This window comes from Nitrospira defluvii (assembly GCF_905220995.1).
In the GTDB taxonomy this organism is placed as follows: Bacteria; Nitrospirota; Nitrospiria; order Nitrospirales; family Nitrospiraceae; genus Nitrospira_A; species Nitrospira_A defluvii_C.
The window spans coordinates 127623-152442 of record NZ_CAJNBJ010000021.1 but is presented as its reverse complement, the minus strand read 5'-3'; the positions used below and the strand labels follow the sequence as shown (position 1 = coordinate 152442).

At 60.5% G+C, this 24820-nt stretch carries 21 protein-coding genes; 13 read left to right on the top strand and 8 right to left on the bottom strand.

Translation table 11 applies throughout. The features are described from left to right. Positions 1-2: 2 nt before the first annotated feature. From KJA79_RS22285 to KJA79_RS22250, 8 genes are all read right to left on the bottom strand, one after another. Positions 3-443, bottom strand: coding sequence for a response regulator (locus KJA79_RS22285; protein WP_213044311.1), 441 nt, complete (start codon positions 441-443; stop codon positions 3-5). After that, positions 440-3193, bottom strand: coding sequence for a PAS domain-containing sensor histidine kinase (locus tag KJA79_RS22280; RefSeq protein WP_213044310.1), 2754 nt, complete (start codon positions 3191-3193; stop codon positions 440-442). Before KJA79_RS22280 ends, KJA79_RS22285 begins: the two co-directional genes overlap by 4 nt. Positions 3194-3398: 205 nt before the next feature. Continuing rightward, positions 3399-4820 (bottom strand): HD domain-containing protein, encoded by a 1422-nt coding sequence (locus KJA79_RS22275; protein ID WP_213044309.1) that lies wholly within the window; start codon positions 4818-4820, stop codon positions 3399-3401. Positions 4821-4843: 23 nt separating this feature from the next. Further along, positions 4844-5323: a DUF2062 domain-containing protein gene (locus tag KJA79_RS22270; protein ID WP_213044308.1), complete on the bottom strand. Its 480-nt coding sequence runs from the start codon at positions 5321-5323 to the stop codon at positions 4844-4846. Positions 5324-5347: 24 nt separating this feature from the next. Continuing rightward, positions 5348-6388: a thiamine-phosphate kinase gene (gene thiL, locus KJA79_RS22265; protein ID WP_213044307.1), complete on the bottom strand. Its 1041-nt coding sequence runs from the start codon at positions 6386-6388 to the stop codon at positions 5348-5350. A gap of 76 nt (positions 6389-6464) precedes the next feature. Then, on the bottom strand, positions 6465-8960 hold the full coding sequence (gene lon / locus KJA79_RS22260; protein ID WP_213044306.1) for an endopeptidase La: 2496 nt from the start codon (positions 8958-8960) through the stop codon (positions 6465-6467). Positions 8961-9045: 85 nt separating this feature from the next. Beyond that, a complete protein-coding gene (gene galU / locus KJA79_RS22255) occupies positions 9046-9975 on the bottom strand; it encodes a UTP--glucose-1-phosphate uridylyltransferase GalU (protein ID WP_213044305.1) in 930 nt (309 codons plus the stop codon). A gap of 31 nt (positions 9976-10006) precedes the next feature. Further along, positions 10007-10159, bottom strand: coding sequence for a hypothetical protein (locus tag KJA79_RS22250; protein WP_213044304.1), 153 nt, complete (start codon positions 10157-10159; stop codon positions 10007-10009). Positions 10160-10293: 134 nt separating this feature from the next. Between KJA79_RS22250 and bamA the strand changes: the two genes are divergently transcribed. The 13 genes from bamA to waaF all read left to right on the top strand — a co-directional run bounded on the left by bamA (position 10294) and on the right by waaF (position 24811). Then, positions 10294-12618 carry an outer membrane protein assembly factor BamA gene (bamA, locus tag KJA79_RS22245; RefSeq protein ID WP_213044303.1) on the top strand — a complete coding sequence of 775 codons (2325 nt, stop codon included), beginning with the start codon at positions 10294-10296 and terminating at the stop codon, positions 12616-12618. A gap of 43 nt (positions 12619-12661) precedes the next feature. After that, positions 12662-13237: an OmpH/Skp family outer membrane protein gene (locus KJA79_RS22240; protein WP_213044302.1), complete on the top strand. Its 576-nt coding sequence runs from the start codon at positions 12662-12664 to the stop codon at positions 13235-13237. A gap of 11 nt (positions 13238-13248) precedes the next feature. Continuing rightward, entirely contained in the window at positions 13249-13785 is a 537-nt protein-coding gene (locus tag KJA79_RS22235) for an OmpH/Skp family outer membrane protein (protein WP_213044301.1), read from the top strand. A 42-nt stretch (positions 13786-13827) separates the two neighbouring features. Next, entirely contained in the window at positions 13828-14283 is a 456-nt protein-coding gene (fabZ, locus tag KJA79_RS22230; RefSeq protein ID WP_213044300.1) for a 3-hydroxyacyl-ACP dehydratase FabZ, read from the top strand. A 66-nt stretch (positions 14284-14349) separates the two neighbouring features. Next, entirely contained in the window at positions 14350-15159 is an 810-nt protein-coding gene (lpxA, locus tag KJA79_RS22225; RefSeq protein WP_213044299.1) for an acyl-ACP--UDP-N-acetylglucosamine O-acyltransferase, read from the top strand. A gap of 4 nt (positions 15160-15163) precedes the next feature. Then, entirely contained in the window at positions 15164-16006 is an 843-nt protein-coding gene (locus KJA79_RS22220; protein WP_213044298.1) for an LpxI family protein, read from the top strand. 52 nt (positions 16007-16058) lie between these two features. Next, a complete protein-coding gene (locus KJA79_RS22215; protein WP_213044297.1) occupies positions 16059-17048 on the top strand; it encodes a Gfo/Idh/MocA family protein in 990 nt (329 codons plus the stop codon). A 38-nt stretch (positions 17049-17086) separates the two neighbouring features. Further along, positions 17087-18220, top strand: a complete 1134-nt coding sequence (lpxB, locus tag KJA79_RS22210) for a lipid-A-disaccharide synthase (RefSeq protein WP_213044296.1) — start codon at positions 17087-17089, stop codon at positions 18218-18220. Further along, positions 18217-19953, top strand: coding sequence for a lipid A export permease/ATP-binding protein MsbA (gene msbA / locus KJA79_RS22205; protein ID WP_246507873.1), 1737 nt, complete (start codon positions 18217-18219; stop codon positions 19951-19953). The genes lpxB and msbA overlap by 4 nt, the downstream gene beginning before the upstream one ends. Before the next feature lie 27 nt (positions 19954-19980). Next, the gene (locus KJA79_RS22200; protein WP_246507871.1) at positions 19981-20643 is read left to right on the top strand and encodes a lysophospholipid acyltransferase family protein; all 663 of its coding nucleotides are present in this window, start codon (positions 19981-19983) and stop codon (positions 20641-20643) included. Between the two features lie 49 nt (positions 20644-20692). After that, complete coding sequence (locus KJA79_RS22195) at positions 20693-22057, top strand: 3-deoxy-D-manno-octulosonic acid transferase (protein ID WP_213044294.1); 1365 nt, start codon at positions 20693-20695, stop codon at positions 22055-22057. Continuing rightward, on the top strand, positions 22054-23127 hold the full coding sequence (gene lpxK / locus KJA79_RS22190; RefSeq protein ID WP_213044293.1) for a tetraacyldisaccharide 4'-kinase: 1074 nt from the start codon (positions 22054-22056) through the stop codon (positions 23125-23127). Before KJA79_RS22195 ends, lpxK begins: the two co-directional genes overlap by 4 nt. After that, positions 23120-24811 (top strand): lipopolysaccharide heptosyltransferase II, encoded by a 1692-nt coding sequence (waaF, locus tag KJA79_RS22185; RefSeq protein ID WP_213044292.1) that lies wholly within the window; start codon positions 23120-23122, stop codon positions 24809-24811. Before lpxK ends, waaF begins: the two co-directional genes overlap by 8 nt. Positions 24812-24820 lie beyond the last annotated feature (9 nt).

The window sequence follows — 24820 nt, the reverse complement described above, 5'->3', positions numbered from 1 at the left end:
TGTTACCTCTTCAGCATGGGCACTTTCGAGACCAGCGTCCAATACAGTTCGAATTCTTTGACGACGGCGATAAAGCGGGTGAAGGTGACTGGTTTTCGAATATACGAACAGGCGCCTTGTTCGAATGAACGAACAATGTCCTCCTCCCGTTCGCTGACCGTCAGGATGACGACGGGGAGCGCGCGAAACCGGGGGTCCGATTTGATTTCTTCCAGCACTTCGAGTCCTGTCTTCTTCGGCATATTGATGTCCAGCAGCACCATGCCGGGAAGCGGACATTGGCTGAAGGGGCCTTCTCCGCGCAGGTAGGCCATCGCCTCGGCCCCATCCCGGACCACGGCGACTCTGTTGGTCATGTTCACGGTCTCGAACGCTTCGCGGATGAGCAGAATGTCATCTTCATTGTCCTCAGCGATCAGAATGTCGAATGGTCTCAACGTCATGGTCCTACCTCTTTCGCAACCTGCCGGTTGATGCCGAATGTGATGAAAAACTCCGATCCTCCGCCTTCTCGTGGGGAGACCCAGGCGCGCCCGCCATGCCGTTCCGCCACTTGGCGCACGATGGCCAGACCGGCTCCGGTTCCTTCGATGTCGCGTCCCACCGCTCGCCGGAACAACTCAAAGATGCGCTCGTGCTGATCGGGAGGTACCCCGGGGCCACGGTCCCTCACGACTAGTCCGGCCGACTCCGCCCCTTCCAGATCGATCTCGACATGGGGGGCGATCTCGATGTCCGGCGCTTCCCCCGGGGCCACAAACTTCAACGCGTTCGCGATCAGGTTGTAGAGGCCCTGGACTGCCCACGTCGTATTGACCCGGAGGCGCGGCAAGGGAGAGCGCACCGTGACCCTGGCTCCGGTGGCTTTGATACGGCTTTCCAGTCTCCGCAAGACTTCCTGGATCAGGTGATTCGCGTCGATCTCCTCCACGGGTGGCTCCATCCGCTGGGCGCGGGAGAGGTCCAGAATATCCGTCAGTAACTGGTCGAGCCGCTGGGTGGCCCGGACGATGCGGCGAAGAAAATCTTGGCCCTTCTCGTCCAGCCGGTTTGCATAGCGTTCCTGGATCAGCACCGAGAAACTTTCGATGGCGCGCAGTGGTTCCTTCAAGTCGTGCGAGGTCACGTAGAGAAGGGTTTCGAGATCCTTGTTCTTCTTCAGGATCGTCAACTCCGACTGACGACGTTCAGTGATGTCCCGGTTGGTTTCGAGCACGAGGCGGCGGCCACCTGCTTTCATCAATCCCCATCGGCTCTCCACCAGTACCTCCCGCCCGTCTTTGGTGCGATGGTGAATCTCGCCGGTCCAGGCGCCGGTAGCGTCCAACTCGGCATAGATGACTTCAAGCGGACAGGGGGGTCTGCTTTTCAGCAGGGTATGGCTGTTCCGTCCGACTGCCTCTGCTCGAGTGTAGCCGTACAATTGCTCACACCCTCGATTCCAATCCAGTATGCCCCGCTCGGTATCCCATGAAAAAATCGGATCGTAGGACAATTCGATGAGCCGACGTTGCTGCGTCAAGGTGTCCTCGGCACGCTTGCGCTCCGTGATATCACGCGCGATCGTGGAGACTGCCGCAACTTGGCCGTTCGCATCCATGATGGGAGACACGGTCAAGGATACCTGGATGGGGTGGCCGTCCTTGTGGATGCGTACGCTTTCGAATTGCTGGACGCCGATGCCTGCTTTGACCTGCTCGATAAGAATCGATTCTTCCACTCGACGATCGGGCGGCAGGATCCGGGAAATGTGCTGGCCGATGATGTCTTCGCCGGAGTAGCCGAACATCAGTTCGGCGCTTTTGTTCCAGGACTCAATGCGTCCCCCCAGTGATTTGCTCATGACGGCATCGGAGGATGATTCCACGATGGCGGCAAGCCTGGCCTGGAGCTCCTGGGCCTGTTTCCGATCGTGCATGTCGGTGTAGGTGCCCACCCATTTGAGTACGTGCCCGTCCTGGTCCCGGATGGGTGTCGCGTGCACATGGAACCAGCGGTAGACTCCGTCGGCCCGCTTGAAACGCAGTTCAGCATCGAGAGGCTGCACACGAGCCACGGCATCGCGCCATTGCTCGGTAATTGTCGGGCGGTCTTCGGGGTGGACATGCTGGAGACATCCGGTGCTGAAGGGCTCTTCTGCGGAGCGACCCGTATACGTCGCCCATTGCGGGCTCAGATAGTCACAGGTGCCGTCCGGGAGACAGGTCCAGATCGGCAGGGGGAGCGATTCGACCAGTTCACGGAACCGGCTTTCACTGGCGGTCAATGCCCGATGAATCTGCTGGCTTTGTACCAGTTCCTGCTCAAGGCGCTGATTGGTTTGGAGCAGGGCGGTGGTGCGTTCCGCCACCAGCGCTTCGAGCGACTGATGACTCTGACGCAACGCCTTCTCGGCTCGTTTCCGCTCCGTCATATCGATGAGTGTGGAGCGACTGGAGATAAACCGCCCCTGCCCGTCGGTCACGGCCGTGGCGCTCAACAGTATGGGGAAGGTCGATCCGTCTTTCCGAATCAGCTCAAACTCGAGATCCTCAATATGACCGTCCCTGATAAATTGCGGGAATCGTTCCTTGAATAGGGCAACCCCAACAGGGGTGACTAAATCTGTGAATCGCTGTTTGCCTATGAGTTCTTCCTTCGTATACCCCAACCAGTCCAACTCCGTCTGGTTCATGGCGACGATTAGGCCGGTGGAGTCCAACGAATGGTATCCGCAAGGGGCCCGGTCATAGAGGTCCTGCACGTCCTCGGCGGTTTTTTTCAGGAACTGCGATCGTTCTCGAAGGGCCACCTGTTCCGCGGCCATCTCCGCTGACTTACGCCCCTCACGAGTCAACCGTTTCTGTTGATCAATCAGGTAGGCCATGAGCGGAAAGATGATGAGACTGAAGGAACGATTAATTTGCGGAAGCCAGGTGGGGACTTCAGCCATGTCAGTGGAAAGAACATAGCCGAGGAATGTCAGCGCCATGCAGGTCACCGCGACGAAGGGGGAGCTCCAGCGATGGGGCGTTCCGGATGTCAGGATGAGCGGCAGGATATAGAGGACCCACACGGGGACGCCAAGGGGGGTCATGCAGTCCAGAAGGAACGTGCCGCCTATGAGGGCGGCCATCACAGCGAAGAGGCTCAGTCCGCGAATGTGAGGCGTCAGCTTCTCGGTCGTTAGCCCGTGGAGACCATCACTGGTCATGGGGCTCCTGGTTCGTGGATCGCGGCGCCGTCGCTCAAGCTACTGCCGTGAGCGATACAACAATGATGCCGTTCACTATGAATAAGAACAACAAAATCCAATAGATGCGATATGCCCTAGTAAAATACCTAGACCATGAACTATAGGCAGAGATTTGGTGATGGGTGAAAGGAGCCGATGTTTTGGCTGCAGCCGTTACGGATTCTTAGAAATTTGTCTCGCTGCTGGAGGACGTTTTATTCAGAACGGTGGCTGCGGCTTTCGATAAGGCGGCGTCTTGGTCGTGGTCCAACGCATAAATACGGAATTGCACGAGCCGGGTCGGCAGCAGATCCAGCAATTCTTCCAAAGGCTCGGTGGACAGCCCCTTGGTCCCGGGATCGTAGACGAGCAGAGGGGTCCCGCGCGTGTCCTTGGGGTCGGGGCGGGGGTCGAGCGGCGCCATATCGACGCGGAAAGGGAGGGTGCGCAATTTGGGGGGCAGCGCCGACTGAATCTGTTGTTGGAAATGGATGTGGCTGGGGAAGTCCATGCCCCGCTCGACCCCTTTTTCCTTGAGGACCGTGCTGTAGGCCATTTTCCATTTCACGTCGCGTCCGAGGATGTGCGCCCATTCCTCATGCAGGCGGCGGAGCGCGCTGTTTGCGGCCTTCTTCCATCGCCGGACATCTTCCAGCAGCGACCAGTCCGTCAACGTCAGGTAATCGTCCATGTGAGTGGCCGGATTGGCGGGAAAGAGCCGCTTCATGGTGTCGCCGAAGATATCACGCAAATGGATGTCGATTGCTCTGGTGGTCCGGTGATAGTAGACATTGGAGTAGAGATACATGCGGGTGTTCAGAAACATGTGCAGGGCCGGGAGTCCGGTCTTATGGATGGTGAAGCCCTTGTCCGTAATGATGGTGTAGTGGATCAGCCGGGTGAGATCGACCGGTCCGACCGCGACGCCGCACATATAGGCGTCGCGCAAGACATAGTCCAGATTGTCGGCCGTGTAGCTGCCCGAAATGACCGGTTGGAGGACATTGATCCAGCGCGGAATGCGGGAATTGTCCTTGCCTTTTTCTTTCAAAATTACATGGGCGATGTGATCCGGATTCAGTTCCTCACCCCGCTCGAAGGGGCCGGACGGGCTGCGCCGGATTTTTTTGATGAGTGGTCCCAGATGCTCGCGCACGATGATCTGACCCAATTTCTCGTGGGACAGGCCGAAGCTATGGAGGTGGTTATCATCGAAAAAATGGCAGAACGGGCCGTGCCCGATATCATGGACGAGCGCGGTAATCCGCAAGAATTCTTCCACGAACGAGGCGGAGGGAAGATCGGGGACGGCCTGTCGCAGAAACGGATACAGGTGACGGGCGAACCGTCCGGCGACATGCATGGTTCCCAACGAGTGCACGAACCGCGTATGTTCGGCGGAGGGATAGACCCATCGGGCACTCTGCAGTTGGTAGATGTATCGCAGCCGCTGGACCCAGGGGGAGTCGATCAGGTCCTTTTCCGTGCGCTCGGACGGATCGGGAGTCGCATAGGGCACGGTGAACGAGACGTATTCATGGATCGGATCGGCAATAAGCGCGGAACCGTCATAGGGCGCTGGAGGAATGGCGGAAGGTAGTTTCATGCGTGGCCGACAGTTGCCTGATCTTAGCCCAGGCCGGATGACGGGGGCAAATGCGGGGCGCAGTCGTCCGCGTGGCTTCGTCGATACTTGGTGAGCACGAAATAGGCGATGGGATAGGCCAGCAGGGCGCCGGCGATGCTCAGCACCATCCCGCCCAGCGCAAACGGCCAAGCATAGGGGGCGACCTGATGATAGATGCCCATGAACGAGAGATCGCTCCAATCGAATGAGGGAAAGTCCCGCACTCCGAGGAGGACCGCGCCGGTCCAGTAGGTGGCGCCGAGAATGGGAATGAGGGTCCAGGGGTTGTTGAGAAAAGCTCCAGCGAGCAGCGCCACCACGTTCCACCCGAACGCCCAAGCGCAGAATCCCACCATGACCATATGCAGGCCATAGGCCGGTGAAAAACCGATGAAGACGCCGATCGCGAAGGCCAGCGCCGTCCGATGCGGCGATTCATCGAGATGGAGAATTTGGCGAAATAGCGAGCGTAGGTTGGCCATAAGGCGTCTGCCCGGCTGATACTGTTACGACGGTCTTCGAAAATGTTCGTAGCTGGTCAGCGGCAGGGGACTGGTGGTGCCCTGTTCCGTTCGCAAGCGCAGGCCGGACCGTTTCGGGGTGATCGTGCCGATACAGGTACAGTGAAACGGGGTCTTTTTTACCAGCCGCTCAAAGCGGGCTTGTTGGCCGGCCGGTACGGTAAACAGCAATTCATAGTCCTCGCCTCCTTGCAGGGCAATCTCCTGTGGGGATAGGCGGTAGGCTGCCGCATAAGCTTGGCAGGCCGCGGAGATCGGGAGCGAGCCGCCAAGGATCTCCGCCCCGACGTCGCTGTCTTCGCAGATGTGACGCAGATCTCCGGTGAGGCCATCGGAGAGGTCGATGGCTGCCCCGGCGAGCCCTTGCTTGACCAGCCACTGGCCTTCGGCGATACGGGCAGAAGGGCGATGGTGGCGGGCGAGGAGAAACCGCGCGTGTGCGGCAGGAAGCGTTCGGCGTCGGCGGGAACTCAGGAGGTCCAGTCCGGCGCGGGAGTCGCCCAGGGTCCCGGTCACATAGAGTCGATCCCCGACTTTGGCGCCGCTACGCAGCAGGGCGCGACCGGGGCGCACCACGCCGGTCAGGGTGATGCTGAGAAAGAGTCCGTGCTTGGAGGCCGAGGTGTCGCCGCCGACGAGGCAGACTCGATAGGGGGCGGAGGCCTGCATCATGCCGCGGTAGAGTTGATGAATCTCCGTCGTCGAGCAGGTTGACGGAATGGCGATGGAGACCAGCATGAACCGGGGTGTACCGCCCATGGCGGCGATGTCGCTGAGGTTGGCGATCGCCGCTCGGTAGCCGATGTCCTCATAAGACGAGGTGGCGAGGTCGAAGTGTACCCCTTCGGCCAGCAGGTCCGTGGTGATGAGGGTCCACTCGGTCGAGGAGGTCTTGATGACGGCGGTGTCGTCGCCGATGCCGAGGGCCACTTGCCGGTCGGGTTTTGCTGCCCGGGCTTGCAAGCGACGAATCAGGCCGAACTCGCTGCGTACCGGGCGAGCCCGGCGGGATCCGCCTGATGGCATCAGCGCACCAGATTCCGGGTCGTTCGTCTCAGCAGCAAGTCGGCAATAACGATCACGCGCCTCACGCTCGGGGGAACTACAGGGCTAGTGACGAGGACACCGCCGGGCGCTGTAAGCGCCGGCGGGTTGGGCCGGTTGCTCGCGCCGATCCATTGGCCTTCACCGCTTTTTTCGCGGGAGTCTTGGGCGTCGCCGCGCCCGTCTTTCGCGATGGGCCTCGCCGCAAGGCGGCTTGGATCACGTCATCCACGGTGTCCACGAAGATCAACTCAATGCCCTTGAGGATGTGTTTGGGGATCTCGTCCAGATCTTTCTTGTTGCGTTTCGGCAGCACGACCGTCGAGAGTCTCGCCCGCTTGGCTGCAAGGATTTTTTCTTTGAGCCCGCCGATCGGGAGGACTCGACCGCGTAAGGTGATTTCGCCGGTCATCGCAAGATCTCGGCGCACCGGCACTTGCGCCAACGCGGAGGCGATCGCCGTGGCCATCGTAATGCCTGCGGAAGGGCCGTCTTTCGGCGTCGCTCCGGCCGGCACGTGGATGTGAATATCGTTCTTCGCGAACTGATCGGGGCTGATCCCGAGGGTTTTCTCTCGTGACCGCACGTAGCTCAAGGCTGCCTGGGCCGATTCCTTCATGACGTCGCCGAGATGGCCCGTGAGCGTGAGTTGGCCCTTCCCCTTCATGACGGTGGCTTCGATATACAACACATCGCCGCCGCTCTCGGTCCAGGCGAGGCCGGTCGCGACACCGATTTCGTCCTTTTCCAGCTCCGCCTCGGGGACGAATTTCGCCACACCCAGGAACTTGTTCAGGTTGGTGTGGTCGATCGCATGGCACTCGGCTTTGCCCTCTGCGACTTTTTTGGCGACCTTGCGCATGAGGTTGGCAATCTCACGTTCGAGATTACGGACACCGGCTTCACGCGTGTAGTGCGTGATGACGTGGCGTATTGCCTTCTCTGAGACACGAATATGTTTCTCCGTGATACCGTGTTCGTTCATCTGGCGCGGGATCAGATACTTGTGCGCGATGCCAAGCTTTTCTTCCTCCGTGTAGCCGGGGATATCGATGACCTCCATGCGATCCCGCAGGGCGGGAAGGATCGGATCCATCAGATTCGCCGTCGTGACGAACATGACTTCGGTCAAATCGAAGGGCACCCCGAGATAGTGATCGGTGAAGGTGCTGTTCTGTTCAGGGTCTAAGACTTCCAAGAGTGCGGCCGAGGGGTCGCCTCGAAAGTCCATGCCCACCTTATCGACTTCGTCGAGCATGAAGACCGGGTTGTTCGTGCCCGCTTGTTTCATCCCCTGAATGATCCGTCCCGGCAACGCGCCGACATAAGTCCGCCGATGGCCGCGGATTTCCGCCTCGTCCCGTACGCCGCCCAGGCTGATCCGGACGAACTCCCGGCCCAACGCGCGCGCGATGGATTTTCCCAGCGACGTCTTGCCGACGCCCGGCGGGCCGACGAAACAGAGAATCGGACCCTTCATCTTCTCTTTTAGCTTGCGCACGGCGAGGTATTCGATGATGCGTTCTTTGACCTTTTCCAGATCGTAATGATCCTCGTTGAGCACCTTCATTGCCGCTTTCAGGTCGAGATTGTCCTTTGATTTCTTGTTCCAGGGCAGCTCAACCATCCATTCCAGGTAGGTACGAACGGTGGCCGATTCGGCCGTATCCGGGTGCATCTTCTCCAGCCGCTTCAGTTGTTTCTCGGTTTCCTTCAGGACCTTCTCGGGCATCTTGGCGTCTTTGATCCGCTTGCGGAATTCCGCGACTTCTTCCGCCCGTTCGTCCAATTCACCGAGTTCCTTCTGAATGGCCTTTAACTGCTCGCGCAGGAAATATTCGCGCTGAGTCTTGTCCATCTCGCCTTTGGCCTGGGCTTGGATCTTCTGCTGCATCGAGAGGACGTCGATTTCCTTCGCGAGAATTTCACTGATCTGGCGGAGGCGTTGAATCGGATCGACGATTTCGAGGACCGTCTGGGTAATGTCGACTTTCAATCCCAGGTTCGAGGCGACCATGTCGGCGAGGCGACCCGGGTCCTCCAGATTTTCAATCACGACCATTACATCGGGAATGAGTACTTTGCCGAGGCTCACGATCTTTTCGATCTGTTCTTTGACGGTGCGCATGACCGCCTCGGTCTCGAGCGTGGAGCCCGGTTGTTTCGTCTCGACGAGTTTCTCGATGCGGACGGAATAATAGGGGTCGCTCTGGATGTATTGCTCGATCCGGCCCTTCGCGAGGCCTTGCACCAGAATCTTGATTCGTTCGTCCGGGAGCTTGAGCATCCGCATGATGATGCCCACGGTGCCGACCTGGTGAATGTCCTCCGGCTGCGGGTTCTCTACATCCAGTGATTTCTGTGTGGCGAGGAAGAGCATCCGGTTGCCGGCGAGCGCCGCTTCGATCGCCTTGATCGACATGTCCCGGCCGACGAACAGGGGCAGCACCATGTAGGGGAAGACGACGATATCTCGCACCGGCAGCAGGGGCAGCTGGTCCGGCGGTTCGAGGTTCTGGTTGTTCGAAAAGTCTTGTTCTACTGATTCAGCCATGAGGCTCCAGTTTGCCGATCTAGAGTGTTCGTGTGATGTCGTGCTATGGCACGGTTCGGGCGACGGTCATCCGTCTTGCCCGTGGCTAGGAAGTGGTGGTGCGTGTTCGACCTTGGCCTCGACGACGCACCTCTGTGGCTGCCGGGCGGAGTCGCTGTTGCAGGAACTCGCCGAACGCAGGTCCCAGGGACGGGTTCTTGAGCGCCAATTCCACGGTGGCGATGAGAAAGCCGAGCTTGTCGCCCGCATCATGCCGCTGCCCCTCGACCTCGTGAGCGAACATGGAGGTATTTTTGACGAGCTGGCGCAGGGCATCCGTCAGCTGAATCTCTCCGTTCTTGCCCGGCGGGGTCTTGCGGAGGATCGGGAAAATTTCCGGGGGCAGGACATAGCGTCCAATGACCGCGAGATTCGACGGTGCGTCGGCGGGAGCAGGTTTTTCCACCAGATCGTCGACACGGTGGAGGCCATTGCGTACCTTGCGCGCGGAGATGATACCGTACCGGCTGACTTCTTGCTGTGGTACCTCCTGCACGCCCAAGACCGCGCCTTTGCGTTGCTTGTAGATATGGATCAATTGGGCGAGCCCGGGAACGGCCGCATCGATGATTTCGTCACCGAGGATGACGGCGAACGGTTCGTCGCCGATCAAATGTTGCGCACAGAGCACGGCATGGCCGAGTCCCATGGCTTCCGGTTGCCGGACATAACAAAAGTTGGCCAGATTGGAAATGTGCCGCATTTGATTCAGCACTTGGCCCTTGCCGCTGCCCTTCAAATTCTCTTCCAGTTCGAGGGAACGGTCGAAGTGGTCTTCGATCGCGCGTTTGCCTCGTCCGGTGATGACGATGATGTCTTCGATGCCCGAGGCGACCGCTTCCTCGACGACGTATTGAATCAGCGGTTTGTCGACTAGCGGAAGCATCTCTTTGGGAGAAGCCTTGGTAGCGGGGAGAAAGCGTGTGCCCAGTCCGGCTGCGGGAATAATAGCTTTACGTACATCGGTTCTGATCATAGGGCGATAGTATGTGAAGGGGTAGGTGAAGTCAAGATTTCGTCGGCTCTTTATCAGGCGCGGTGCCGCGCTCGTGACGCGGGGAAACTCCTTTACATTGAAAAATGTGGTCAATATAATCCGAGAGTTTTTCTGCAACTGTGCGGTGGTGCTGCAACGAAAGCGGCGCATCGGTGATGGTCACGGGAACAGTTTGTCAGTGCCTGCGCAAGGCCGGTCGGCTCGCTGGTCGAGATGCGACAGGGGGCGTGGCGTTTTCCCATCTTCACATTCAGGGCAACCAGTGCGTGCATTCCCAGGCGGTACGGAAGGATTGCGGTGACCAAGTCGGGAGGCAGGCGGTGGCTGTCGGTTCTCATCCTGGCGCTCGTGGCGCTCCACGCGATCGGTCTCGGCGAATTGTTGTACGCGCAGGACGGCGTGCCGCTGGTGACCTCGGTCACGATTCGTGGACAGAAACGCATTGAACTGCAGGCGATCGAGGGCCGTCTCACGCTCAAGGCCAACGATCGCTTCACCGCCGAGGCGCTTCGGGAACAGGTCAAAATCCTCTACGGAACCGGTTACTTCGAAGACGTGCAGGTAGAGACGGAGTCGGCGGCAGGCGGGGTGTCCGTCGGGTTCATTGTACGGGAGAAACCGTTCATCACCGAGATCGTGTTCGACGGCAACGAAGAGCTGAGCGACGATAAGCTCAAGGAAAAGATTACGATTAAGAGCCAGACGTTTCTCGATCAGCAACAGGCCAAGGAGAGTGCTGAGAAGGTTCGGCTTGCCTATCAAGAAGACGGCTACTACAACTGCCAGGTGATCCCCGTGATTCAGACGGTGGATGAAGACCGGAAGCGCTTGACCTATTTCATCAAAGAAGGGACCAAGGCCAAAGTCCGGCAGATCCACTTCGACGGCATGCGGGCAGTGACCAAGGAGGAAGTCTTTAAAGTGACGGCCACCCGGGAGTGGATCCCTTGGTACGGGCTCATCACACAGTTGAAGATTCCCTCGCTGCTCTCCGATGCCGGCGTGTTGAAGCGCGAAGAACTGGGAAACGATATCGAGCGCATCCGCGAAGTGTATCTGAACAAAGGCTATCTCAATGTGCAGATCAGCCAGCCGACGTTGGAATTGAGTGAGGACAAGAAGTGGTTCGAAATCAACTACTCGGTTGTCGAGGGCGAGCCCTTCACGGTGCAGGAGGTCGGCTTTCGCGGAAATACGGTCTTCGAAGACCATGAACTGCGGGAAGGTCTGGGGATCCGTCCCGGCGAAATCTTCCAACGGGCGAAGATCCGGGGCGAAATCACCCGCATTACCGACCTCTACGGTGCGAAGGGCTACGTGTTTGCCGATGTCGTCCCGAACGTGACGCCGAACAACGCCGCCCATACCGCTACCATCACCCTCAACGTGAAAGAGGGCGAGATGATGCGGATCCGGGAGATTCACGTCACCGGCAACGATAAGACGCGGGACAACGTCGTGCGCCGGGAATTGCGTTTGGATGAACAGGACGTCATCGATACGCTGGCGTTGAAACGCAGTTTTCAACGGTTGAACAATCTCAATTTCTTTGAGACCGTGGAAATTCTGCCGCAACAGGTCGATGTCGATAAGGTCGATCTCAACGTGAAGGTGAAGGAGAAACCGACCGGCCAGTTCAGCATCGGCGGTGGATTCAGCACCCTGGATAAACTGGTGGCGATTGCGGATATTACGGAAGGTAACCTGGGCGGAAACGGCTGGTTAGGCCGGATTCGCGGACAGTTGGGCCAACAGCGCTCCTTAGGTCTCATCACGTTCCGCAATCCCTACGTGAACGATTCCTACAATGCGCTCCAACTCGATGTGTACCGCTCGATGACCAACTACATTTCGTACTTCGAGTCCAAGTCCGGTGCGAGTGTGACGTGGAGCCGGTGGTTGTCGGAGTATGTGAACGGGAGTGTCAGTCTGTTTGGCGAGCAGCTCAAGTACAGTGATCCGCAAGAAGGGTTGTGTCCGGATCTGATCCCGCTCATTTGCGGTCAGCTCGGGACGCAATCGTCGACGGGCTTTCGTACCTCGATTTTTCGCGACACGCGTGACTATTATCTGGATCCGCGCACCGGCTGGCGATTCAGTCTCGGGGTCGACTACGGAACGCCCGCGCTGGGCGGCAGCAATCACTTTTTTAAGTATTATGCGGACGTGATCAAGTATACGCCGTTGGTGTACGACACGCGGTTTTCGGTGCACGTTCGATACGGCTCGACAGAGGGGATCGGGGGCCGGCCCATTCCCCTCACCGAGCGGTTCTTCGTCGGTGGTATCAACACCATGCGTGGGTTCGTGTTCGGACGGGCGGGTCCTGTGACGCCGAACGGATCCCTCTTGGGTTCCGCGAAGGAGCTCATCTTCAACAACGACTTTATCTTTACCATTTCGTCGGAAGCGAAGTTGAACGGTGTGTTCTTCTTCGATTATGGAAATGGGTTCGACGACAATGAGCCGGTGCGGTTCGACAAGTTGCGCAGCGCGGCCGGATTTGAGGCCAGGTGGATCTCTCCGTTCGGTCCGTTGCGGGCCGCATACGGCATCAATCTCGATCCACGCCCGACCGAACGGATGGGGGTCTTCGAGTTCACCATCGGATCACTGTTCTAAGGCGGCGCCTGTCCGTCGAGGTGCGGGAAAGGAAACGCGGCACATGGGAGGATCACACAACCGATCGGGGACGCGCGGCGCCATGCAGGCCGGATTGTGTGTGGCGCTGCTGGCGATGGCACTCGTGGTCGGGGGGTGCCGTTCAGGTCAATCGGCCGGGCCGGCGTCGACGCGGGTCGGTGTGGTGGATCCCCAGCGTATCCTGGGCGAGACCAACGCCGGGAAACGAGCCAAGGACATGTTGGCCTCGTTTGCCAAAAATCGGCAGGCCCTGATCGAGCTGGAAGAAAAAGAGTTGCGGCGGATGGAAGAAGACTTCGTGAAACAGGGCAGCGTGCTGAGCGCGAACGCCAAGCGTGAACGGGAGGAGCAGTTCCGGCGCCGGATGGCCGAGTATCAGCAAAAAGTGACCGACCTGAATCGCGAAGTGCAGGACAAGCAAAAGGAAGTGTTGGACGGGTTCCGGGACAAGATCGAAGCGCTCTCGGGGAAAGTGGCGAAGCGGCTTGAACTGCAGGCCATTTTCGATCGTGGACGGGGCGGGCCGACGATCTACGCCGATGAGGCCGTGGATGTATCGGTGCAGGTGATCGAAGAATTCAATAAAACGTATCCATGAAGAGGGATCGCATGAACGGACGTAATTGGATCGTGGCCGTGGTCGCGCAGGTGGTGCTGGTCTGGGGTGTGCACTCGGCTCAGGCTGCAGATCGTATCAAAGTTGCGATGATGGATCAGCAACAGGTCATCGAGCGCAGTGTGGCCGGCAAGCGCGCGCTGGAGGAACTCAAGAGTTATTCCACGACACGCCAGAAGATTATCGATTCCGACGACCAGGAATTGAAGGAGCTGGAAAAAGGCATTCAGGATACGACCCTCTCCGAAGAGGCCCGCAAGGAAAAGCAGGAGCATTTCCGGGTCAAGCTGGAGGCGTATCAACGCCGGATTCAGGACTTCAACCGTGAAGTGCAGGAAAAACAGCGGTCGATGGTCGCGGAGTACGCCCAGAAAATTCAGGCCGCCGCCTCGGCGGTGGCGCAAAAGGAAGGGTATACGGCCGTGATCGACAGGGGGAGTGAGACGACCGTCAAGATCGTGGTGTACAGTCACCCGTCGATCGATCTCACGGAACAGATCATCAAGGAATTCGATCGGCAGAACAAGTAGCAGGCAGTCGTCATCGTTCATGCAAGACAGGAGGCGGGGCTGATGTCAGTGATGGACAGTATTGAGATTCAATCGATTCTTCCCCACCGGTATCCGTTTTTGCTCGTCGATCGCATCCGTGAACTCGATCCGGATCGTCGCATCGTGGGGATCAAGAACGTCACGATCAATGAGCCGTTCTTCCAGGGGCATTTCCCGGGGCGGCCGGTCATGCCGGGAGTCTTGATCCTCGAGGCGTTGGCTCAGGTGGGCGGGGTCCTGGCGTTCAAGTCGCTTGGTTCCGTGGGCCGGCCGGTAGTCTATCTCACCGGAATCGACGCGGCGAAATTCCGGAAGCCCGTCGTGCCCGGAGATATTCTCCGGTTGGAGGTGGATGTCCTGAAGAAACGCGCACCCTTCTGGAAAATGCAGGGAAAGGCGTTTGTCGACACCGAGTTGGTCTGTGAAGCGGAAGTCACGGCGATGGTGACGGATGAAAAGCCGGCCGGCGCGCAGTGATCGGCCGATGCGGCTCGACGGCATCCGTGAAGTGAACAGGGTAGAGGGTGATGTGAGGAGGTGTGAGTGAAGATTCATCCGACCGCGGTGATCCATCCGAAAGCGGTGCTCGCAGATGATGTAGAAGTCGGGGCCTACTCCGTCGTCGGAGAACACGTCACAATCGGCGCCGGCACGCGAGTCCTGTCGCATGTGGCGATCGACGGCTGGACCGACATCGGGGAACGATGCGAGTTGCATCCGTTCGTCTCCGTGGGAGGGCCGCCGCAGCATATGCAGTATAAGGGCGAGCCGACCAAAGTCGTGATCGGTCACGACAATATCCTGCGCGAGTATGTGACGGTCAATCGGGCGACCGTGCAGGGCGGCGGCGTGACCTCCGTGGGAAACGCGAATTTTCTTATGGCGTACGTTCATGTCGCCCACGATTGCCATTTGGGTAATCATTTGATTCTGGCGAATGCCGCCAGTCTGGCCGGCCATATCACGATCGGCGATCATGCCATCATCGGCGGGCTCTCGGGCATTCACCAATTCGTGCGAATCGGCGCCTATGCCATGGTCGGAGGCTGTTGCGCGCTCGGGCAGGATCTCCCGCCGTTCATGCGTGCGGCCGGAGGGTACCGGGCCCGCATGTACGGTTTGAACTCCATCGGCCTGCGCCGGCATGGCTTCTCCGCCGAACGTATTGCGGCGTTGAAGCATGCGTACGAGTTGCTGTTCCGGTCGGGACATCGTGTCTCGGAGGCCGTCAAGCTGGCGCGTGAACAGTTCAGTGCGAGTCAGGACGTGCTCCAGGTCGCCGAGTTCATGCAAGGCAGCAAGCGCGGCATTTGTCGGTCGGTCGGAAAAGGTCAGGAAGACGAAGAGGAATAGCCCGGTGGGCGAGCAGGTGCATGCAGACAGGACGGCTCCCCAGGGTGGGCGGATCGGGCTCATCGCCGGCAACGGCCGGTTTCCGATCATCTTCGCCGACAACGCCAGACGGCTCGGGTACGAGGTCTGTGCGGTGGCGCATGAAGGGGAGACCGACCCGGAACTGGCGCAGCATGTCGATCGCATTCACTGGATCAAAATCGGGCAGTTCGGCAAACTGATCGACGCCCTCAAAAGTGACGGCGTGCAACAGGCCGTTATGCTGGGGGGAGTGAAGAAGACCCATGTCTTCTCGACGGTGCGTCCCGACTTTCGTGCCCTGGCCTTGGCGGCCAAGCTGATTCATCTGAAGGACGACGATATCTTGCGCCGGGTCGCGGAGGAGATCGAGCAGGAGGGCATCCGGATCTGCGAGTCGACGTTCGGACTGCAAGGGATTCTCGTCGAGACGGGCACGTTGACGCGACGTGAACCCAGCAAGAAGGAATGGGCCGACATTCAGTATGGCTGGGATGTGGGAAAGCAGATTGGTGCGCTGGATATCGGCCAATGCGTGGTGGTGAAGGACGGCGTCATCGTCGCGGTGGAGGCGGTGGAGGGCACCGATGGGGCGATCCGCCGGGGCGGGGAATTGGCGCACGGCGGTGCGGTGGTCGTCAAGCGGTGTAAACCTCAGCAGGACCTCCGGTTCGATCTTCCCGCCGTCGGCCCGCGGACGATCGAAGTGATGGAAAGCGTGAAGGCCTCCGTCCTGGCATTGGAAGCCGGACGCGGAATTCTTCTGGACCGCGACGACACGATCGCGAAGGCGAACCGCGCCGGGATCGCCATCGTTGGAATGACATGAGTCGACTCGATATCCGTGCGACCGTCAGTTGCGTGAGGCAGTGGGGGCTTCGATGACATCACTTCGGGCAGGGGTCGTCGGTGTCGGCCACCTCGGTCAGCACCATGCCCGGCACTATGCGACGTTACCCGGCGTGGTCCTGGCGGGTGTGTGTGATGCGTCGGCCGACCGCGCCGCGTTGATCGCCGATCGTCATGGCGTGCAAGCCTGGACGAACCTGGCCGACCTGCTGGCGCAGGTCGATCTCGTCAGCGTCGCGGCGCCGACCTCTGCGCATTTTTCCGCGGCGAAGGCCTGTCTCGACGCGGGGAAACATGTGTTGGTTGAAAAGCCGATCGCCGTCACCTCGGCAGAGGCCCGCGAGTTGGTCGAGTTGGCCGCCCGTCGTGGCTGTCTCTTGCAGGTCGGGCATAGTGAGCGGTTCAATCCGATCATGCAGCGCATGCGGTCGCATATCGAACGTCCGGCCTTTATCGAGGGACATCGTCTCAGCGCCTTTGGGGAGCGGGGGACCGATGTCGATGTCGTGTTGGATCTCATGATTCATGACCTGGATCTTGTCCTGTCGTTCAACCCCGGACCGGTGGAGGAAGTGCGGGCTGCCGGGGTGCCGGTGCTGTCGCCGAACATCGATATCGCCAATGCCCGCATCGCATTCGCGAGCGGGTGTGTCGCCAACCTGACGGCCAGTCGTGTGTCCACGAATAAGATGCGCCGGTTGCGGTTCTTTCAGCGGGACCGGTACGTGTCGATCGATTTTCAAACGCGCCAGGCGATGGTGTCTCGACGAGTGCAAGGTGGCGGACCGCGTCCGACGATTGATGTCGAAACCTTCCAGGCGGGCGATGAGGAGCCGTTGCGGCTTGAATTGGATGCGTTCGTGCACGCCGTGGCCACGGGATCACGCCCCGTCGTGTCCGGTGAAGACGGGGAGGCGGCGCTCAATCTCGCCGCGCGGGTGCTGGATGCCATCCGCCAATTCACGCAACGCCATTCCGTCGACGACGCGACGGCGGCAGCCTTCGGCCACGAACCGGTATAGAAAGGCCACCTCTTGTCTGTCCGCATGAGCACAACGACATGCCGCGCATCCTAATCGTGACCGGAGAGGCGTCCGGGGACCTCCATGGGGCTCACTTGGTCAAGGCGTTGAAGGCCCTTTCGCCCGACCTTCAGATCGTGGGTATCGGCGGGGCATCAATGCGGGCGGCCGGTGCGGAGGTGGTCAAGGATATCCCGCAGTTGGACGTCATGGGGCTGATCGGCCTGTCCGCCGTGAAGGCCATGCTGCAGCGAATCTCCCGCATCCGGGCCTTGATCAAACGCGAGCGCTGGGACCTCGTGGTCCTGATCGACAATCCCGGGCTCAACTTTCATTTTGCGCGTGTGGCCAAAGCCAGCGGTCTCAAAGTGTTGTACTACATTGCGCCGCAGATCTGGGCGTGGCGCAGGGGGCGGATGCGCTGGATTCAGCAGCGGGTCGACCATGTGGTGGCGATTCTGCCGTTCGAGGAGCCGCTCTATAAGAAAGCCGGCGTGCGTTGTACCTTTGTCGGCAATCCACTCCTTGACGAAGTGGCGCCGACGTATGACCGGGCGGCGCTGCGCCGCCAGTTCGGCCTGACGGATGATGGGCCGGTGATCGGATTATTCCCAGGAAGCCGCAAGGCCGAGCTGCTGGAACATGTACCGCTGCTGTTGGAGACGGTGAAGCGTCTCGTGGAACGCCACCCGACCATGCAGTTCGTTCTGGCGCAAGCCTCCTCGGTGCAGGACCAGTTTCTTGCGGACCTCTTGAAGAGCAGTCCGGTTCCTATCAAGGTCTTTCGAAATGTGTCCAGCGAAGTGATGGCCGCATCGGACCTGCTGGTCGTCAAGTCGGGGACCTCCACCTTGCAGGCGGCCGTGGTGGGCACGCCTATGATTCTGTTTTACCGGGCCCCCTCCTGGATCACCTACCGATTGGCGCGGCTGTTGATTCGAGTGCCATGGATCGGGTTGGCGAACCTTGTTGCCGGACGGGGGATCGTCCCCGAGCTGATCCATGACGAAGCGACTCCGGAACGGTTGGCCCATGAAACCGTGCGACTGTTGACGGATCGTCGCGCCTATGACGAGATGAAGGCCGCCTTGCGGTCCGTGCGTGAGGCGCTCGGCACCCCTGGAGCCTCCCACCGGGCGGCAGAGACCGTGCTGGCGGAGTGCCGCTCATGAAGCAGTATCTGCGTCTCCTCAGCTACCTGTACCCCTACCGACTGCGGTTGGCCGCCGCGTTTGCCTGCGCGCTCCTCGTCGCCGGCCTCTCCGCTGCCTACGCCTGGCTGGTGCGCCCGGTGTTGGATGGTCTCTTCATCAGCAAGGACGAAAGTTTGCTCCTGGTGCTGCCGGTCGCCATTCTGGCGGTGGCGGTGTTGAAAGGTGTGTTCAACTACGGGCAAAACTATTTGATGAACTATGTCGGCAATCAGGTGATCGGCGACATCAGAGAGCAACTCTTTTCCAAGCTGGTCCGGTTACCGGTCCGGTTTCACGATACCAATACGTCCGGCCGTCTGGTGTCGCGGGTCATCAACGATGTGAACCAGATGGCAAACGCCGTCGCCGGCGTCTTGAAAGATCTGTTTCAGCAGGGGCTGACCTTTCTGGCGATGATCGGGGTGATCATTTATCAAAACTGGAAGTTGGCCATGGTCTCGATGATCGTCGTGCCGCTGTCGGTGGTCACGATGGCCCGGATGGGCAAGAAGCTGAGGGGCCTCGCGACGCGCGGGCAGGAGCGCATGGGGGACATGGCGTCGACGCTCCAGGAAACCCTGGCCGGGATTCGCATGGTGAAATCGTTCGGCCGGGAAGAAGAAGAAGCGAAGCGATTCCGTCAGAGCAACGATGCGTTCATCCACACCACGATGAAAGCGATCCAGGTCTCCTCGCTGGGATCTTCGCATATGGAGGTCATCGGTGTGCTCGGGGTTGCGGGGATCATCTGGTACGGCGGCTATCTGGTGATTCACGATGAAATGACGCCCGGCGCATTCTTTTCATTTTTGGCCGCGATGTTTATGGCCTATACGCCGATTCGCCGGTTGTCGGGTGCCAACAACACCGTGCAACAGGCGATGGCTGCGGCGGAGCGGGTCTTCGACGTCTTGGACCTTCCTACGGAACAACAGGAGAACGGCGGGCTGAACCACCTTCCGGCGATCTCCCGCTCGCTCGAGTTCCGGCAGGTCGCTTTTCGGTATGACGGGCAGGCAGATGCGGCGTTGACCGGGATCGACTTAACGATTCGCGCGGGAGAGATCATCGCATTTGTGGGCAGCAGCGGGAGTGGCAAGACCACCCTGGTCAGCCTGTTGCCGAGATTTTATGAGCCGACCGGGGGGCAGATCCTGATCGACGGAGTCGATGTCCGAACCTGCACATTGCAGTCGGTGCGCGCGCAAATCGGGATCGTGTCGCAAGAAGTGGTGTTGTTTGATGATACGGTGCGGAACAATATCGGATATGGACGGCAGGGGGCGACGGCGGAGGAGGTGATGCGCGCGGCACAACTGGCCTACGCGCACGAGTTCATCGAGCGCCTGCCGGACGGCTACGAGACGCTGATCGGCGAGCGTGGCCTCAAATTGTCGGGAGGCGAGCGACAACGGTTGGCGATTGCCCGGGCGATCCTGCGTGACCCGCCGATTTTGATCCTCGACGAAGCCACCTCCGCCCTCGATACCCAGTCGGAGCGTATCGTGCAGTTGGCTCTGGCGAATTTGATGAAGAACCGGACGACCATGGTCGTGGCGCACCGGCTCTCGACGATTCAAAATGCCGACCGCATCGTGGTGTTGGATCATGGAACGGTGGCGGAGGTGGGCACGCATGAAGAGTTGTTGCGCAGGGGTGGCTTGTACAAGCGTTTGCATGCGATGCAGTTTGCCGATGCGCTTCCGCAGTAAACGGGTCGCAGAGAGGGAACGGCAGCCGTGACGAACGAGTCCGCAACAGTTCCGCAACAGAAGCCGCCGCTCATGAAGCGCGTGACGAACGCCGTGAAACTCGCGGTCGTTCCGCCGGTCGGGTATGCCGTCATTCAGGCCCTGCGCCGCACGATGGATTGGCACACCGAGGGCGGCGAACATGTGTCCCGTCTGTTCGCCGAAGGGCGTGCGGTCATCCTCGCATTCTGGCATGCTCAGCAATTGATGATGCCGCTGGCAATTCCACGGCTGGAGGCGCATGTGCTGATCAGTCAGCATCGCGACGGTGAGTTGATCCGTCGGATCATCGCGCGTTTCGGGTTGGATGCGGTTCGCGGTTCCAGCACCAGAGGGGGCGCAGAAGCGCTTCGCCGCATGATTCGCATCGGCCGGTCTGGCGGGAATCTGGCGCTGACGCCGGACGGTCCGAAGGGTCCTCGCCAGATCGCCAAGGTCGGCGTGGTCCAACTGGCGCGGGCGACCGGATGTCCGATTATCCCAATGGCGTTCGGCTGCTCAAAAAAAAACTCTTCGCGAGCTGGGACCGGTTCATCATGCCCTATCCGTTCTCTCGGGGCACTTTCCTCATGGGCCCGCCCATTTGGATACCGCCCGATGCGTCCGCTGACGACCTGGAGCGCCTGCGCCGGACCTTGGAAGAGACCCTGAATCGCCTGACGATCGAGGCCGATGCGGCGGCCCGGCGGGCTCGTCCGTAATGTGGTACCTGCTCTATAACAGCCTCCTGCTGTTGGTTTCCCCGATCATTCTGTGCGTTCTATTGGCGAAACAGCGATGTCGTCGTGGCTTGCCGCAGCGCCTGGGGTTGCGTGCCATAACGCGGCATCTCGATGCGAACGGCTTCTCGACCTGTATCTGGATTCATGCGGTGTCCCTGGGCGAAGTGGTGGCGGTGGCTCCGCTCGTGCGTGAACTGCGCCGGCGGTATCCCGACGCCCGATTGGTGGTCTCGACCGTCACCGAAACCGGGCGTGAGGCGGTGGAGCAGCGGCTGGAAGGAGTGGCCGAACACCGTTACGCTCCGCTGGATTTTCCCTGGGTCGTCAATCAGGCGATCGAGGAACTCAGACCGAACCTGTATGTGTTCGTCGAAACCGAGCTCTGGCCGAATCTGCTTCGGAGCTTGTGGCAGCGTCAGATCCCCTCGGTACTGGTCAACGGGCGGCTCTCCACGCGGTCGTTCGAACGGCAACGCCTGCCCGTTATCCGGGGGTTCTATCGGACGATGTTGAATATGATTACCCGGTGCCTCATGCAGTCGGAGCGCGACGCGCAACGCATGATCGATCTGGGCGCCGACGCGGCGCGAGTCAATTGCACCGGCAACATCAAATTCGACCAGCCGGTTCCGCAGGCCGCCGCGGGAGGTAGGGTGGTCTCCAAGGAAGCCTTGGGGTTTACCGAACGGGTACAACTCGTCGTTGCGGGCAGCACTCATCCCGGGGAGGAAGAAGCGATCGTGACGGCCTATCAGTCCTTGTGTGAGACCTTCCCTGATCTGCGATTGGTGCTGGCGCCACGGCATATCGAGCGAGCGGCACAGGTCGAGCAGATGGTGGTCGCAAAGGGGCTTGCGGTGTCCCGCCGGAGTGTGGGGAGCAGCGGCGCGATGACCGGAACTGGGCCGCGCGTGGTGGTGTTGGATACACGCGGCGAGTTGGCCCTGCTGTATCGTGAGGCCGTGGTGGCGTTTGTCGGCGGGACGCTGGTCCCCGTGGGCGGGCACAATCTGCTGGAGCCGGCAGTGTGGGGTAAGCCGGTGCTGTTCGGTCCCCACACCGATCATTGCGCGGAAGTGGCGGCCCTCTTGTTGAATGCTCAGGGAGGTCGGATCGTGCCGGATGCAGCCGGACTTGCGCAGGGCCTGCGCGAATTGCTCAGCGATCCGGCAACCGTGAACCGGATGGGGCAGGCGGCGCGGCAGGTTGTGGCGGATAACCAGGGGGCGCTTCAGCGCAGCGCGGACATCATTGCTGCGTTGTTGCCGGCGCGAGGGCCCTCGACGGAGGGGCAGCGCCGACAGCGGTCGGAGCGCTCGCTCGGCCACTCCGAGAGACGATGATGATGTCCGCAGGCATGCAGTCCTGGTTTCGATGGGCGGGGTATCCCTATGCGCTTGCCGGCAAGATTCGCGTGTTGTGTTACGAACGGGGTTGGTTTCGGACGCAGCGGTTGCCTCGCCCCGTCATCAGTGTCGGCAATCTCACGGTGGGCGGGACGGGAAAAACGCCGGTCGTCATGTACCTCGTCGAACGATTGGCGGCCCAAGGCAAACGCGTAGGCATTCTGAGCCGTGGCTATCGCCGTCGGAGCACGGCTCCGCAGCTGCTCGTCTCCGACGGACAGCGGATCCTTGTTGGTCCCGAGGAGGCGGGGGATGAACCGTATTTGATCGCTCGACGCTGTCCGCAGGCGGTGGTCGCGGTAGGCGCGGACCGGTATGCGCTGGGTCGGTGGGTGTTGAGCCAATTGCCGGTCGATTGTTTCGTGTTGGATGACGGTTTTCAACATGTGCAACTCCATCGCGATGTGAATCTGCTGCTGGTGGATGCGACGGATCTCGACGGACTCGGAGCCGGATTGCCGGTCGGGCGGTTACGGGAACCGCTCTCGGCAGCTGCGCGCGCCTCGGGGGTGCTGATCACCCGGGTGCAACAGCCATCGGATGCGGAACCGGTCTGGCGGCGATTGCATGCGGCCTGTCCGACACTGTTGCCTCCTGTCTGTGTGGGGTTTCCCGCAGAGGAATTCCGACGGGTCGGGACGAACGAGCGCACGTTACTCAGCGCCTTCCGCGGCCGGTCCGCCGTCCTCTTCAGCGGGATCGGCAATGCGACGTCGTTCCGCGCCCTAGTGGCCGGATTGGGCGTGACGGTGATCGACCACCTGGCATTTCCCGATCATGTGCACTATACCCATGCCATGGTGGAAACCATTCGTGGGAGGGCGAGCGCCGGAGGGGCCGACATGCTGGTGACGACGGAAAAGGATGCCGACAAGGTGGCGCCATATCTGACGGATGCGGATGTCTGCTGGGCCGTCAGGCTCACGACGGAGATTGTGTCGGGACAGGATCGCTTGGAGGCACTGTTGCGACTCGATAGCGAGAAGACGACGGCAGGCCATGCGTAAGGAAGAGATTCGTCGTATCGTCGTTCGCGGGCCCAATTGGCTGGGCGATGCCGTCATGTGCGAGCCTGCGCTGAGCCAGGTGCGCACGCTGTTCCCGCACGCCGAAATCACGTTGCTCGTGAAGCCGGCTATTGCGGACTTGCTGGCGCACCATCCTGCGGTGACCCGGACGTTGGTGTATGACGATCGGGGCCGCCATGCGGGGTTGACCGGCAAATGGACCCTGGCCGGCGTGCTGCGTCGGCATCGCTTCCATCTCGCGATCCTGTTTCAAAATGCGTTCGAAGCGGCGCTGATCAGTTTTCTGGCGGGTATTCCGCGGCGATTCGGTTATGCGACGGACGGGCGCAGTCTCCTGTTGTCCGATCCGGTCCTGGTGCCGCCGCGCCGCGCGCAGCGTCATCAGGTCGAGTACTATTGGGATCTGCTCAAACCGCTGGGCGGGCAGGGCCAGGCCCCTGCTCCGCGGTTGTTTGTCACGCCGGAAGAAACCGCGTTGATCGCCGCGAGGCTCGCCGAGGCCGGCATCGGCGCCTCGGACCTCGTCATCGGGGTGAATCCCGGCTCGACCTATGGCCATGCCAAGCGGTGGCTGCCGGAGCGGTATGCCGAGGTGGTCAATCGAGTGGTGAAGGATGTCCAGGGCCAGACAGGGGGGCGGGTCGGTGTGGCGATTGTGGGGGCCAAGGGTGAGGAGCCGTTGGGCAAAGGCATTGCCGATCAGATCAAGACTCGTACGGTGGTCTGTTCGGGGCAGACGACGGTGCGGGAGCTGATGGCGCTGGTGAAGCGTTGTCAGTTGTTCCTGACCAACGATACGGGGCCCATGCATGTGGCGGCCGCCTTCAAGGTGCCGTTGGTGGCCGTCTTCGGACCGACCGATTGGCAGACGACCTCGCCGTTTGGTGTCGAAGCTCAATTGGTCAGGCAGCCGGTGTCTTGCGCACCCTGTCTGTTGAGGGAATGTCCCATCGACCATCGGTGCATGACCGGCGTGACAGTGGAGCAGGTCCACGCTGCGGCGTCCCGGCACCTGCCGCTTGCCGTTCCGCCTCCTGCCGAGCGGGCGCTGATCCTGGGCGCCGCTCCCTCGCCCATATCCTTGGCAGGGGTCACCGTGTTTTTGGATCGTGACGGCACGTTGAACATCGACAGCGGGTATCTCAAGTCGCCCGACGATCTGACTGTGTTGCCCGGAGTCGGTGCCGCCTTGGCCAGACTCAAACAGGCAGGGGCACGGTTGATCGTGGTGACCAATCAATCCGGGCTGGGTCGCGGGTACTTTACCTCCAAGGATCTGGAGGCCATCCATCACAAGTTGCGACTGGTCCTGGCGGAAGACGGCGTGACGCTGGACGGGGTGTATTTTTGTCCGCACCACCCGGACGATCGATGCAACTGTCGCAAGCCGGCGCGCGGCATGATCGACCGGGCCTTGGCCGAGTTGCAGGTCGATCTAACCCGCGCCTATGTCATCGGGGACAGTGCGCGCGATGTCGAACTCGCCAGGCAGGTCGGTGCGCAGGGCATCCTGGTGATGACCGGACCGTCCGGGGCGGAAGCCTTGGCCGACCTGACGGCACGGGACCTGTCTCCGGATCACGTGGCCGAAGACCTCTCGCGGGCGGTGGACTGGATCGTCGCCCATGCGACGCGTATGCCGACTGCCGACCTGTCGCAATGATCGAGGCAT

What these genes read in the sequence shown, in the direction of transcription:
- KJA79_RS22285 (WP_213044311.1), bottom strand. Translation starts at nt 443, where the DNA reads ATGACGTTGAGACCATTCGACATTCTGATCGCTGAGGACAATGAAGAT.
- KJA79_RS22280 (WP_213044310.1), bottom strand. Translation starts at nt 3,193, where the DNA reads ATGACCAGTGATGGTCTCCACGGGCTAACGACCGAGAAGCTGACGCCT.
- KJA79_RS22275 (WP_213044309.1), bottom strand. Translation starts at nt 4,820, where the DNA reads ATGAAACTACCTTCCGCCATTCCTCCAGCGCCCTATGACGGTTCCGCG.
- KJA79_RS22270 (WP_213044308.1), bottom strand. Translation starts at nt 5,323, where the DNA reads ATGGCCAACCTACGCTCGCTATTTCGCCAAATTCTCCATCTCGATGAA.
- thiL (WP_213044307.1), bottom strand. Translation starts at nt 6,388, where the DNA reads ATGCCATCAGGCGGATCCCGCCGGGCTCGCCCGGTACGCAGCGAGTTC.
- lon (WP_213044306.1), bottom strand. Translation starts at nt 8,960, where the DNA reads ATGGCTGAATCAGTAGAACAAGACTTTTCGAACAACCAGAACCTCGAA.
- galU (WP_213044305.1), bottom strand. Translation starts at nt 9,975, where the DNA reads ATGATCAGAACCGATGTACGTAAAGCTATTATTCCCGCAGCCGGACTG.
- KJA79_RS22240 (WP_213044302.1), top strand. Translation starts at nt 12,662, where the DNA reads ATGGGAGGATCACACAACCGATCGGGGACGCGCGGCGCCATGCAGGCC.
- KJA79_RS22235 (WP_213044301.1), top strand. Translation starts at nt 13,249, where the DNA reads ATGAACGGACGTAATTGGATCGTGGCCGTGGTCGCGCAGGTGGTGCTG.
- fabZ (WP_213044300.1), top strand. Translation starts at nt 13,828, where the DNA reads ATGTCAGTGATGGACAGTATTGAGATTCAATCGATTCTTCCCCACCGG.
- KJA79_RS22215 (WP_213044297.1), top strand. Translation starts at nt 16,059, where the DNA reads ATGACATCACTTCGGGCAGGGGTCGTCGGTGTCGGCCACCTCGGTCAG.
- lpxB (WP_213044296.1), top strand. Translation starts at nt 17,087, where the DNA reads ATGCCGCGCATCCTAATCGTGACCGGAGAGGCGTCCGGGGACCTCCAT.
- msbA (WP_246507873.1), top strand. Translation starts at nt 18,217, where the DNA reads ATGAAGCAGTATCTGCGTCTCCTCAGCTACCTGTACCCCTACCGACTG.
- KJA79_RS22195 (WP_213044294.1), top strand. Translation starts at nt 20,693, where the DNA reads ATGTGGTACCTGCTCTATAACAGCCTCCTGCTGTTGGTTTCCCCGATC.
- lpxK (WP_213044293.1), top strand. Translation starts at nt 22,054, where the DNA reads ATGATGATGTCCGCAGGCATGCAGTCCTGGTTTCGATGGGCGGGGTAT.
- waaF (WP_213044292.1), top strand. Translation starts at nt 23,120, where the DNA reads ATGCGTAAGGAAGAGATTCGTCGTATCGTCGTTCGCGGGCCCAATTGG.